The sequence below is a fragment of the Pontibacillus sp. ALD_SL1 genome, assembly GCF_017355605.1.
Genome location: NZ_CP062974.1, coordinates 2,508,922 through 2,521,802 on the forward strand (window position 1 = coordinate 2,508,922; position 12,881 = coordinate 2,521,802).

The window sequence follows — 12,881 nt, forward strand, 5'->3', positions numbered from 1 at the left end:
CCAAATACCATTCTTTACTCTGTTTAATGTATTTACATACTTTATCAGACTTATTAATAGTATCAAATCATCCTTATTCTTTCAAGGTTGTTTTACTCTTTTATTCGATTAGAGTCCATTTTTTTATCTATTGCCTTTGGAGATAAAAAGAATCTAAAATCATTGTAAAACGAGTATAAGGTCGGTTTTCTGTAGTGTTTTTGTATGATATAACTAATATTGAAATGAAATGAGGTGAAGAAATGATTTACATGTTTTTAACGTTATTTTCGGTAGCACTTGTTCTTTACATCCTCTCTTTCTTTACGAAGAGTCGAATACAAGATTTAGAAGAGCAAATAGAAGAGATTTCCTTAAATACAATCCAGGAAACCTACCAACTAAAGAAGAAAATGAAGGTTCTTGAAGAAGAGCTTCTTATCGAAGAAGGACCAGGACCATTATATAAAGAGTCTACTTCTAAACCTTCTAGTGAGTCTGAGGAAAGTTCAATGGGAACTAGAGTACTAGATCTCTACCAAGAAGGCTTTACAACAAAACAAATCGCTGAGAAGACGTCTATGAAGGAACAAGATATTTTCGTTACGTTACGTCAGTATTCAAGTGAGAAACAGCGAGGTGTGAATTCATGAAACACACACTTAGAGCCTTTGCGCTTGGACTTTTAACAGCTACTTCTTTACTTGCATTCGCCTATTCCCAACAGGATGTAAATGAAGCGAAAGCGACAGATCCATCAAAAGGTGAAGCAAAAGCCTTGTTAGAAGAAAAAGGATATGTGGTTGTAACGGAGAATAAATGGACCAAATTAAACGAAGCTTCCTCTGGAGAAGAAACGAATTCAAACACACAAAAAGAACAAGAAACTGAGAAAGAAGCAACCCAAAATACCACATCCGAACCAGCCAATGTGAAAGCTTACAAATTGTCTATTCAAGAAGGCATGGTTCCTGAGGATATTAGTCAGGCATTAGCAGAAAATAATATCATTAAGGATGCGGAAGCATTTAGACAATACTTAACGGAAAATGAATTTAGCCGTTACATACAGATCGGTGAGTATACCGTTGTTGATCAAATGTCATTCTTAGAAATTGCAAAAATTATCACTCGCTAACGGCGCTGCATTGAGCATTGAATTGCATGGCAATTTAATGCTCTTTTTTGTTTGAGTGTAGTAAATCAATATATAGTGAACATCTCCGTCAGCTTTTATGAAGACTAAGGTGAGTCTAGCCCCAGTTACTCTTTATTAACGCAAACGGAAGCTTCCCGTTCTATGTGATTTTAGAGAACTTGGCTGGTACTTACCTTAGTCGAGCTTTTCCCTTTCACCTGCTTTAGACTAGCTACTATAAGAAAACTTACGATCACTAGCAATAGCCACGAACTCACTTTACCTAGATGGACCAGACTCCATGCTTCTGTTTGATTAGGGTACTCCCAGGCACCGAAGAATGTTGCGATATTCTCAGCTATCCAAATAAAAAAACCAATCAGTATAAAGGAAAATACGATAGGCATTCTGAATCGGCTTCCATTAATAGCGTATGTAACCCATGATTTCCAAAATATTATGATCACAAGACCAGATAACCACCAGCGGAAATCAATCCAATAATGGTGCGTGAAGAAATTCAAGTAAATCGCAGCTGCAAGAGGTACAACCAGCCACATTGGTGGCCACTTAACTAAATTAACGCTTAATCTCCTCCACGCCTGACATAAATAACTGGCTACACTTGCATACATAAAACCACTATAAAGGGGTACGCCCAGGACCTTAGAATATCCCTCTTCTGGATAAGCCCAAGAACCCATATGCACTTTAAATAGTTCCAGCGCTAGACCTATAAGGTGAAATAATGTAATCACCTTTAATTCATCTACTGTTTCAAGGCCAGAACGGATCATCCACCACTGCATTAAAAGGAATATAATAAGTAGCCAGTCATACCTTGGCAAGAAGGGTAGCGACACGACTTGTGTGATTGCCAAAGAAGCAAAAATAACGACAGGGAACAAACAAGATAAAGCTTGTTCCCACCCAAAGCGAAAGAATTGGTTTAGAACTCTCATATTTTGTCCTCCAACGATTTAATAAATGAAGAAGCAAGAGTAACAAACTGCCATTGGTTTAAAGTACGCCTCTTGCTCACCTAATTATATGTTTATATTTATTGTTTTACAATAAATAATAGTTGTGAATCAATTACATTTCTTATTCATTTACTAAATCTTGACTCATATAGCGAGCCTCACACAACCACATCGCTTTGAACAAAAAAGAGGCGGAATCTCATTTGATTCCGCCTCTTTATCATCTTATTCATTTAAATCGAACGTTTGTCCTTTGACCAGATAGAAAATATACTCCCCAATATTCGTAATATGGTCAGCAAAGCGTTCAATATATCGTGCTACATACGCCATTTGCATAATATGCTGGATCTTTTGTGGATTTGTAGCTGTTAGTTCTAGCATTTCACGTGTAATTTGTCCGTACATTTCATCCACTTTATCATCCATCTCAGCTAATAGTCTAGCTAGTGAAATATCTTCGCTCTCAAAAGCTTTTGTAGCCGTATCGACCATTTCCTTAGCTACGCCAAACATCTCACGTAAAGCAGGAGGAATAGAAATATCGTGTGCCTCTCCCAAGTGGATTGCACTTTTACTAACGTTTACTGCATGATCCGCCATACGCTCAAGATCAGCTGAAATCTTGATTGCCACAATCATTCTGCGAAGGTCCGTTGCGACAGGTTGCTGTTTCGCAATTAATAAAATGGCCTGCTCATTAATTTCAAGTTCTTTTCGATCAAGTTGATCATCTTGTTCGATAATCTTCTTCGCTTTATCGATATCTTGAGTGTATAAAGCATCTAAAGCTTCTTCAAACGCATTAACCGTTTCTACAGCTAGTTTCTTTATACTAAATTTCAGCTGATCCATATCTTCATGAAACTGACCTCTAATCATACCCAATACCCCTTTCCATCCCTGAAATAAAACCTTGTCTTAACCGAATCGACCTGTAATATAATCTTCTGTACGCTTATCAGTTGGATTAGAGAATAACGTGTTTGTATCTGTATATTCTACAAGTTCTCCGCTTAAGAAGAAAGCCGTTTTATCAGAAATACGAGCCGCTTGTTGCATGTTGTGTGTAACAATGACAATACTATAGTCCTTCTTCAGCTCTTGAATTAACTCTTCTACTTTTAGTGTAGAAATTGGGTCAAGGGCAGATGTAGGTTCGTCCATAAGAATGACATCTGGTTCAATAGCTAGACAACGAGCAATACATACACGCTGCTGCTGTCCGCCAGATAATCCATACGCATTTTCATGAAGACGGTCTTTAACCTCATCCCAAAGTGCCGCACCTTTTAAACTTTTTTCAACGATTTGGTCTAACGTCTTTTTATCTTTAATTCCATGAATTTTTGGTCCGTATACAATGTTTTCATAAATCGATTTAGGGAATGGATTAGGCTTCTGGAAAACCATTCCTACTTTTGTACGTAAGTCTTCAACTAAATAGTTTTTTTCAAAGATATTCTTACCCCGGTATTCAATTTCACCTGAGGTTTTCACGACAGGAACTGTTTCCACCATACGGTTTAGCGTTTTAACGTATGTGGATTTACCACAACCAGAAGGTCCGATAATAGCCGTAACGTCATTTTCTTTAATATCCATATTTATATCATAAAGGGCTTGGTTGTCCCCGTACCATAAGTTTAAGTCTTTCACATTAAATACTGAACTTTTTGTATCTGCCATAATGACAAATCCTCCTTCAATAATCCGTTGACTCTATAAAGGTTTATAAACGTTTCGAGAATTTATTTCGAATAAATACAGCAATTGAGTTTAGTAGTAATAATATCACAAGTAGAACAATAATTCCTGCTGATGCCACATATTCAAATTCAGGCTGTGGTGCTTTTGTCCAACTATAAATTTGAATTGGCATCGCTGTATAAGGATCAAAAATTCCGCTTGGAAGTGTGAAGATTGCTGTTGCTGCTCCTACAAGTAATAACGGAGCTGTTTCACCAATAGCACGTGATAGCGCTAAGATACCTCCAGTTAAAATACCAGGAATCGCTGCAGGAAGAACAATTCTTCTTACCGTTTGCCACTTCGTAGCCCCCATTCCATATGATGCTTCACGCAAGTCATTCGGAACAGAACGGATTGATTCTTGTGCGGCTACTACAATAACCGGAAGTACTAGAAGGCCTAATGTAAGACCACCGGCTAGAACAATTTCACCTGTTTTGAAAATATAAACGAAAATAGTAAGACCTAATAAACCGAACACAATTGATGGTACACCGGCAAGGTTTTGCAAGTTGATTTGGATGAAACGTGTAAATTTCCCTCGTTTAGCGTATTCCTCCAAATAAATTGCAGTGGCTACACCGATAATTAACGTCACGGGCGCTGTAACAGACATAAGCCAAAGAGATCCAATAACACCCGCTTTAATACCAGCGCGGTCTGGACTTTGCGAAGTGAATCCCGTTAAGAAATCCATATCTAAGCTACCGAGTCCTTGAGTCAATATCCGATATGCTAGAGCGCCTAAGAATAATAAACCAATAATCGTAGCGATGAAAAAGATCACTTTTGCAATCTTGTTCTTTAAGATACGACCACTCATTTTATTAGACACTGTATCTTTATTTATCAAAGCCATATTAGTACTCCTCTCTAAATCTTCGACTAATATATTGTGCAAGAAGGTTCATGATTAACGTGAATACGAATAGAGTTGTCCCTACTGCGTAAATGCTGTAATAGATCGTTGAACCATAGGAAACATCTCCTGTGGAGACCTGAACAATGTACCCCGTCATCGTTTGAATCGATTGGGTCGGATCAAATGAGAATTTCGGAGTAGCACCTGCCGCAATGGCAACAATCATGGTTTCCCCAATCGCACGGGAAATCGCAAGAGCGAAAGAGGCGATAATACCAGACAATGCTGCTGGTATAACAACTTTTATTGTTGTTTCAAGTCTAGTTGCCCCCAGGGCCATTGCCCCTTCACGTAATACATTTGGAACAGCTCCCATCGCATCCTCGGTTAAGGAAGCTACCATTGGAACAATCATGATACCGACAACAATTCCTGCACTTAGTGCGTTAAAGAAAGATAAACCTGGAATAATTTTTTCCAACATAGGCGTTACAAAGGTTAAAGCAAAGAAACCATAAACTACTGTTGGAATTCCAGCAAGTACTTCTAGAATAGGCTTAAGAAACCTTCTAACTTTATCAGATGCATATTCACTCAAGAATATAGCTGAAGCTACTCCCAGTGGAATTGCAATGATCATAGCAGTCACGGTAATTAGCAACGTTCCACTAATTAAAGATAAAATGCCGTATGAATCACGCCATGGATTCCAGTGAGTAGATGTAAAGAATTCAATAACACTTACCTCACTAAAGAAAGTAAATGTTTCAGATAATAGCGTATATAATATTCCTATTGTTACAAGTACCGAAAGCGTGGCACACATCAATAAAAGTTTAGGTACTAATTTTTCTACAAACGCGGTTGAGCTATTCGATTGTTTATTTTTCTCAATCCTCTCACTTACCGAGAGCCCATCCTGTTTATTTTTAGATGAAACCATTTATGAAATCCCCTTTCATCTGGAACATAGCAAAGTGAGGGGAACATCTTTCAACCCGTCCCCTCACCTTACATAGAACCAATTATCCAAGAAGTTTGCTAATGCTTTATTTACCAGCTAGTTCTTTTACTTTATCAATTTGCTCTTGATATTTTTCTTCTGGAAGAGCAACATATCCTACTTCTTTTGCAGCGTCTCCTGCGTTTTCAAGCATGTACATTGTGTAATCGTAAACTTGAGGCTTTTCTAGAGCACTTTCAACAACGTATGTGAATAGTGGACGAGAAAGTGGCTCATATTCTCCGCTTTGGATTGAATCAGAAGTTGGTTTAACTGGCTCAGCGTCTTCACCATTTTGGATTCCTAAAGCTTTTAGAGAATCTTCGTTTTGAAGATAGTATGCATAACCAAAGAATCCGATCGCATACTCACTGTTTTTGATACCGCGAACAAGTGTGTTGTCATCTTCAGATGTTTGTACATCTCCATCTTCACGCATTGCATTATCTTCAAGAATTACTTCGTTGAAGTAATCGAATGTCCCTGACTGGTGACCAGGTGCGAAGATCTTGATTGTTTCTTCTGGCCATTCTGGATTAATGTCAGACCATTTCTTTGCATCAGAGCTATCTAGGAAGATCTTTCTAAGTTGTTCAACAGTTAAGTTTTCAACAAAGTCATTCTCAGAACTTACCGCTACAGTAAGACCATCGTATGCAAGTGTAAGTTCATGTAAGTTAATATCGTTTTCTTCAGCTTTTTTCTTTTCTTCTTCTTTAATCGGACGAGAAGCGTTAGATAGGTCGATCTCACCTTTAGTTGCTTTTTCAAATCCGCCACCAGAACCGATAGATTGTAGTGTTACGTTAACGTCTTGTTCTTTAGAAGCGTAACGCTCTTGAACGTAAAGGGCCATAGGGTAAACAGTAGAAGAGCCTGCAACTTTCACATCACCGGAAAGTGCTTCTTCACCGTCTGTTTCAGATTGTGTATCTTCACCTTCACTACTTCCGCAAGCTGCAAGAGCTCCAAGAGCAAGGATAAGAGTGAAGATAAGTGCTAAATGCTTGAAACTTTTCATTTGTTTTTCCCCCTAAATAATGTTGAATTTTGTTGTTCAAGTGGGCTTGATCAACTCACAATGCTTATATTACAGATAGAGTTTTAACGGCATATGAACGAAATGTTAAGGTTGTGTAAATTGATCAATTCGATGTATAAAAAAATCCCTAACCTCCTGGCACATCAGTATTTCACCGCTTGAAGTTTCATTTAGTTTCTACAAAAAAAGAGAGGGTTATGCATTTGCATAACCCTCATTACTTCCTTTATCCCTTATTGATCTGTTGATTCGTCTTGAGTTTCCTCTTCTGACTGCTCTTTATCTTCCATAGCTTCAGCACGATTTTCTTTTAGATCATAATAGGCATCCATAGCATCGCGACCGATGTGTTTGTTGATTGGGTATTGGGGAGTATATCCACTAATAATACCTGTGTTTGGAACTACAACAGCAAATGCCACTTCTGGATCTTCAGAAGGAGAATACCCAACAAGAGTCAAGTTTTCAACATCTGTTGTATTTCCTACCCCAATTGGATTTCCATATTCATCACGGATAATTTCATACACTTTTGCTTGTGCTGTTCCTGTTTTACCAGCTACAGAGTAATCTACTTCCTCTCCAAAATTACTATAAGCCGTTCCATCTGATTGAAACACAAGCTCAAACCCTCTTTTTACACGATTAATGCTTTCCTGTGTCATAGAGATTTTATTTAAAACATTGGGGCTGTATGACTCAATGACAGGACCAAGCTCTTCAGACTGAACATCTGGTTCATGTACTTCACTCACAAGGCGAGGCTGAATGCGATAGCCATCGTTTGCAATTGTCGATACATATTGAGCTAATTGCATTGTGGTGTAACTATCATACTGGCCAATAGATAGGTTAAGCATGTCAGAAGTAACTGGATCCTGCCCTTGATACCCATAGGATTCTGTACCAGCAGGCATATCAATACCAGTTTTTACACCGAGACCAAATTGACTAAAATAATCTCGCATTACCTGAAAGCGTCCTGGCACAGTTTCTAACGGATCATTTCTTACGTAATGGTCATCTCCTGCCATTTTCATTGCTATACGGAACATATAAACGTTTGAGGACAATTGAAGAGCTTGGTAATCATTTATCATACCCATATTTCGGTATGATGCCTTTTCTTCAGTCCCTTTAATTTTTATTGGGGTATCTAACATTCTCTCCCCATACCTTACAACACCAAAATCATACCCCGCTAAAAGGGTAGCACCCTTGACAGCAGACCCAGGTGGATACTGCTGGGTGATAGCCCCTAAGGAAAAGTCTTGGAAGTAAGGCTCTTCGCCATCTTCTCCTCTGTTGTACTTTTGACCTGAAACGGCTAACACCTCACCTGTATTAGGTTCCATCATAACAACCATCGCTTCACTCATATGTTGATTTTGTACAGGAAAGCGAGTAACGGCTTCTTTTAAGTGCTTCTGCACAATCTCATCCAGCCGTTTTTGAAGTTCCAAATCAACAGTCAACTTCAGGTCATTCCCACGCGTACCTTCCTGAATAACTTCAGAGTTTATAACCTCTTGATCACTGTTAACCGTATGCTCAATCTTTTCCTTTTGACCTTTGAGCACCATTTCATAACGTTCTTCTAATCCACTTGTACCTACACGATCATTTAGGCTATATCCGCGAGACATAAAGTAATCCTTTTGGTCCTTAGGAACTCCTGACATATTAACACTACCTAAATAGTTACGGAACGTATCACCATATGGATATTCCCTTTGCCAATCCGTACTGACATTGATACCCGGGAGTTTATCAAGGTTTTCTGCAACCGTTGCGTATTCCTCGAGCGTAACGCCTTCATTCTTCACTATGTGAGGAGAGAGTGAATAAGCACTATCTAATTCACGCTTAATCGCAATGATTTCTAATTCTTGATCCGAAAATTGAAGGTCTTGTTCTGGATCAATGCGATCTAACAGAATTTCATACGGCGTGTCCGCTCCTGTCTCCTGCTCTTCTTCCGTATACGTTTGTTCTTCTACAGACAATCTTTCTTTTATTGCCTGGTTATCTTCGTTATTTACTAATATCCAATAGTCCTTCTTATCACGAAGAGTCACTTTCTTTGTATCTTTTTCAATCATGGGCGCTAATTTTTTGGCAATCTCCAAATGCTTCCCCTGATTGGTTGATTTGGGTGGTGTGTATGTAATGGCATAGAGTGGTGAATTATCCACAATTACATTGCCATAGCGATCATACATCTTCCCTCTCGGTACAGGTTTCTTTGTCGTGTCATTTGTAGTTCGATTGATCTCTTCTTGTGCTTCAGCACCGTGTAGGATTTGTACCATCCCAAGCTTTAACACGACTCCTGAGAACATAAGAAAGATAATAAAGAATAACACATTTAATCGAAAGGGAAGATGAGACTTCTTTTTCTTGTTCTTTTTCCCCATAAGTCTCTCCTCCTCTAATAAACAGTTTGAGGCTATTATAGCATTTTTGCCTAAATTTCACTATAAAACAGAAGGACTGTTTATCGATTATCATTGTCGGCGAGCTTATTCTTTACAAAAATGGACTCCTCTTTCGTATCCGCTGGAAAATTAACATCCTTAATAAAGAAATATATAATGAAATGACCTGCTCCGACAATCATCAAAATGTAGGGAATAATCGTTTCAGGTGAAAAGAACGTGATCCCTGTTAAAAATATCGCAATAGAAATCACTCTACCCAAGTTTAGGAACAACTCCCTTACCACGATATATTCAATTCTCATCTCCCCAGCATGCCATGCTTTTCCAATAACATCATATGTTAATGAAATATACGGAACGAACAAAATTGGATATGCAACCCCAATGATGGCCGCATAAATTAACAGCGTAGGATAGCTTAGATGAATTAAAATTAAATATAGTGACAAATACAGGGTTAATCCTCCCACAAAAATTGACCACTTACGTCGTTTCGGTTTTATAAACCGAGTAGCTAAGTAATAAAACAAAAACGCAAAACCTGAAAATACAAGGTTAAAGGTGCCTAACGCTAGTTCACTTTGGGTTGTGATGAATACCCATATAGATATTACAAAAAGGAATGTTCCTTCCCGTAGTCCTTGAAAAGTGTGGGCATACAATATCTTGTTCCAATTACGGTCCCTTTTTCTTTCGTGAATGATCCTTTTAAAAGAGAAATCCCCCTTAGCAGATCTTCTTTTAAGGAAGAAGCTACAGACAACAGCAAGCACGAACAAGCTAAGAGATATTGTAAAGATTACCGTATATCCTGTGTTCGCAGCTAACCTTGAGATGATAAACCCCGCTAAAATTGGACCAATCATTCCTCCAAAGGATTGCAACAATCCTAAAAAGCCGTTAAAAAAGTCTCTTGTATCCGGCTCTGTAATTTCAAACGTTAAAACGTTAAAAGCCAACCAGTAAAATCCATAACCTATACCCAAAACAGATCCTAACACAATTTTATAATTTGCTGCCTGCTCTCCGAAGAACAAAACAGTTAGGAAAAATAAAGAGAGGAATATAACGCCAAGTCGCAATACGATTACACGATCCATACGTTTAGCCCACCGACCCGCTAATATAAACGTTAAGGGCTGCATAATGTAAATGGATAAATTGTAGAGCGCAATCGCCACATATTCCCCTGATTGCTTCCATAAATAAATATTCACAAATGTATTGGATAAGAAGATCCCTAAAGCATAGAGTCCTCCAATCGATAACAAAAGAATTAAATCTCGGGTTACTTCGACTTCACCTAAAATTGCGTTTAATCCTTTCTTCATATATATACGCCTCCTACTCTGTCCTTATTGTTTTCAAATAGGAGGCACTTATACCATAATCCATCTAAGTAACAAGAAAGCGATGAAGCGCACCACTTAGGTAGTGAGAAGGTGTATATGATTTCGCAATAAAAAAGCCCTGAACCTCTATAGAGGTTCAGGACTCTTATTGTCATTTAGAATTATATTACTTAGCTGCAGCGTAACGCTTAGCAACTTCATCCCAGTTTACTACATTCCAGAATGCTGCAATATAGTCAGGACGACGGTTTTGATAGTTCAGGTAGTATGCATGCTCCCAAACATCAAGACCAAGGATAGGTGTTTTACCTTCCATGATTGGTGAATCTTGGTTTAATGTGTCCATTAATTCGATTTCACCGTTGTCTACTACTAACCATGCCCAACCAGAACCGAAACGGCCTGCTGCTGTAGCTGCGAATTTCTCTTTAAATTCATCGTAGCTTCCGAATTTGCTGTTAATCGCGTCAGCTAATTCGCCTGTTGGCTCTCCGCCACCATTTGGAGACATGATTGTCCAGAATAAAGAGTGATTAGAGTGACCGCCACCATTACGACGAACCGCTGTACGGATGTCTTCTGGCACTGCGTTTAGATCAGCAATTAGTGCATCAAGTGATTTATCCTGAAGATCAGCGTGACCTTCTAGAGCATTGTTAAGCTTGTTAACGTAACCTGCGTGGTGTTTAGTGTGGTGAATGTTCATTGTTTCCTTGTCAATATGAGGTTCAAGCGCATCGTATGCGTAAGGTAATTCTGGTAATTCAAATTTAGCCATTTTGAATCTCCTCCTTAAATAGTATGTAGTTCCTTCTTGGTACCAATCCGGTCATGAAGGTTACATTGTAAGCGTATCAAAGGTCCAAGACATCTGCAAATGTTATGCATCACAAATAGGCTTCAACGCGCACATAGATATAATAACCTTTTCTCCAAGATTTAAAACATAAAACGAAGGTTTCATCTTACTAAAATTGAGCAAAAAAAAGACAAGCACTTTTGCTTGTTTTGAATCAATCATATGTAAATGGTGGCTCGGGACGGAATCGAACCGCCGACACACGGATTTTCAGTCCGTTGCTCTACCGACTGAGCTACCGAGCCAAGTTAATCATATAACCCTTCCGAATACTGAGAAAAGAAGGCTATTATAATACATTATTTAATGATAAGTCATTTGGAAAATAAAAAAGAACGTATTCTGACTTCCGTTCTTAGAAGAAAATAATAATGGCGGAGGAGGAGGGATTCGAACCCCCGCGGGGCGTTAACCCCCTGGCGGTTTTCAAGACCGCTCCCTTCAGCCGAACTTGGGTACTCCTCCGAGCTAAAAAATGACTAAGATTGGTGGACCCTGCAGGACTCGAACCTGCGACCGATCGGTTATGAGCCGATAGCTCTAACCAGCTGAGCTAAGGGTCCAATCTTATGGGGCGATTGATGGGGATCGAACCCACGAGTGCCGGAGCCACAATCCGGTGCGTTAACCACTTCGCCACAACCGCCATAATTCTTAAGTTGTCTTTTTCATGATTGTTCTTTATAACATGAACTGTGTTTATGTTATTTAGTAAGAAAAACAATTTATGTATGGTAGCGGCGGAGGGGATCGAACCCCCGACCTCACGGGTATGAACCGTACGCTCTCGCCAGCTGAGCTACACCGCCATTGGCTCCAACGGCAGGATTCGAACCTGCGACCGATCGGTTAACAGCCGATAGCTCTACCACTGAGCTACGTTGGAATAATTAAAACGTCTCTTTAACGACACAATATAATGTATCATGCATTATTAAGAGTGTCAACAACTTTTTTGCTCTCAAATGAAGCAACACGAATAATATAGCATGGTATGTCCTGTTTGTACAAGGGTTTTTTAATAAAAACTTTTAAAATTTTTATTCACTTGTCCTTTGTCAATTTATATTCCGGTTTTATACGTACTGGGAACGACTCTATTTGTGAGGGGCGACGGTGCGTCCGGACACTTTTGACTCTCGTTGCGACGCTACAGGCGTTTGTCTTGACTCTTTTGCCGGTCGTTCTGACACTACTGGCGCTTGTCTTGACTCTTTTGCTGGTCGTCCTGACACTAGAGGCGCTCGTCTCGACTCTTTTGCCGGTTGCCCTGACACTACAAGACCTCGTCTCGACTCTTTTGCGGCCAGTTCCGACGCTCCAGAACCTCGTCTCGACACTCCAGCTGCACGTCCAGACTCTTTCTCGGCTAGCCTCCGTCCCTATACTCCTCGTACGCATTTTGTCACGCCAATTGAATAGTTCCCATTAACAAAGCATAAAAAAGCCCAAAGCTGATGCTTTGGGCTT

12 protein-coding genes and 6 tRNA genes are annotated in these 12,881 nt (G+C 39.3%); 3 read left to right on the forward strand and 15 right to left on the reverse strand.

All coding sequences use genetic code 11. The annotated features are described in order from the left end of the window. Positions 1-242: 242 nt before the first annotated feature. Complete coding sequence (locus IMZ31_RS12775) at positions 243-632, forward strand: hypothetical protein (protein ID WP_207527726.1); 390 nt, start codon at positions 243-245, stop codon at positions 630-632. Further along, on the forward strand, positions 629-1,117 hold the full coding sequence (locus tag IMZ31_RS24470) for an endolytic transglycosylase MltG (RefSeq protein ID WP_242705560.1): 489 nt from the start codon (positions 629-631) through the stop codon (positions 1,115-1,117). The genes IMZ31_RS12775 and IMZ31_RS24470 overlap by 4 nt, the downstream gene beginning before the upstream one ends. 170 nt (positions 1,118-1,287) lie before the next feature. Here IMZ31_RS24470 and IMZ31_RS12785 read toward each other — a convergent pair whose 3' ends face one another. The 15 genes from IMZ31_RS12785 to IMZ31_RS12855 all read right to left on the reverse strand — a co-directional run bounded on the left by IMZ31_RS12785 (position 1,288) and on the right by IMZ31_RS12855 (position 12,297). Then, positions 1,288-2,079 (reverse strand): DUF817 domain-containing protein, encoded by a 792-nt coding sequence (locus IMZ31_RS12785; protein WP_207527727.1) that lies wholly within the window; start codon positions 2,077-2,079, stop codon positions 1,288-1,290. 246 nt (positions 2,080-2,325) lie between these two features. Beyond that, the gene (phoU, locus tag IMZ31_RS12790; protein WP_207527728.1) at positions 2,326-2,982 is read right to left on the reverse strand and encodes a phosphate signaling complex protein PhoU; all 657 of its coding nucleotides are present in this window, start codon (positions 2,980-2,982) and stop codon (positions 2,326-2,328) included. A gap of 39 nt (positions 2,983-3,021) precedes the next feature. After that, positions 3,022-3,789, reverse strand: a complete 768-nt coding sequence (gene pstB, locus IMZ31_RS12795; protein ID WP_207527729.1) for a phosphate ABC transporter ATP-binding protein PstB — start codon at positions 3,787-3,789, stop codon at positions 3,022-3,024. Between the two features lie 43 nt (positions 3,790-3,832). Continuing rightward, positions 3,833-4,711 (reverse strand): phosphate ABC transporter permease PstA, encoded by an 879-nt coding sequence (gene pstA / locus IMZ31_RS12800; protein ID WP_207527730.1) that lies wholly within the window; start codon positions 4,709-4,711, stop codon positions 3,833-3,835. A 1-nt stretch (position 4,712) separates the two neighbouring features. Further along, positions 4,713-5,657: a phosphate ABC transporter permease subunit PstC gene (gene pstC, locus IMZ31_RS12805; protein WP_207527731.1), complete on the reverse strand. Its 945-nt coding sequence runs from the start codon at positions 5,655-5,657 to the stop codon at positions 4,713-4,715. Between the two features lie 106 nt (positions 5,658-5,763). Further along, positions 5,764-6,738, reverse strand: a complete 975-nt coding sequence (locus IMZ31_RS12810) for a PstS family phosphate ABC transporter substrate-binding protein (RefSeq protein WP_207527732.1) — start codon at positions 6,736-6,738, stop codon at positions 5,764-5,766. A 254-nt stretch (positions 6,739-6,992) separates the two neighbouring features. Then, positions 6,993-9,176: a peptidoglycan D,D-transpeptidase FtsI family protein gene (locus tag IMZ31_RS12815; RefSeq protein ID WP_207527733.1), complete on the reverse strand. Its 2,184-nt coding sequence runs from the start codon at positions 9,174-9,176 to the stop codon at positions 6,993-6,995. Positions 9,177-9,256: 80 nt separating this feature from the next. Next, positions 9,257-10,531, reverse strand: a complete 1,275-nt coding sequence (locus tag IMZ31_RS12820) for an MFS transporter (RefSeq protein WP_207527734.1) — start codon at positions 10,529-10,531, stop codon at positions 9,257-9,259. Positions 10,532-10,718: 187 nt separating this feature from the next. Next, on the reverse strand, positions 10,719-11,330 hold the full coding sequence (locus tag IMZ31_RS12825; RefSeq protein WP_207527735.1) for a superoxide dismutase: 612 nt from the start codon (positions 11,328-11,330) through the stop codon (positions 10,719-10,721). Between the two features lie 250 nt (positions 11,331-11,580). Beyond that, positions 11,581-11,656: transfer RNA gene (locus IMZ31_RS12830), tRNA-Phe, on the reverse strand. A gap of 127 nt (positions 11,657-11,783) precedes the next feature. Then, positions 11,784-11,876: transfer RNA gene (locus tag IMZ31_RS12835), tRNA-Ser, on the reverse strand. A gap of 21 nt (positions 11,877-11,897) precedes the next feature. After that, positions 11,898-11,974, reverse strand: a tRNA-Ile gene (locus IMZ31_RS12840). A 7-nt stretch (positions 11,975-11,981) separates the two neighbouring features. Further along, positions 11,982-12,057 (reverse strand) — tRNA-His (locus tag IMZ31_RS12845). Positions 12,058-12,143: 86 nt separating this feature from the next. Then, a tRNA-Met gene (locus IMZ31_RS12850) sits at positions 12,144-12,220 on the reverse strand. A 2-nt stretch (positions 12,221-12,222) separates the two neighbouring features. After that, positions 12,223-12,297 (reverse strand) — tRNA-Asn (locus IMZ31_RS12855). Between the two features lie 230 nt (positions 12,298-12,527). On the opposite strand from IMZ31_RS12855, the gene IMZ31_RS12860 reads away from it, so the two are divergent. Then, a complete protein-coding gene (locus IMZ31_RS12860) occupies positions 12,528-12,833 on the forward strand; it encodes a hypothetical protein (RefSeq protein ID WP_207527736.1) in 306 nt (101 codons plus the stop codon). Positions 12,834-12,881: the final 48 nt, after the last annotated feature.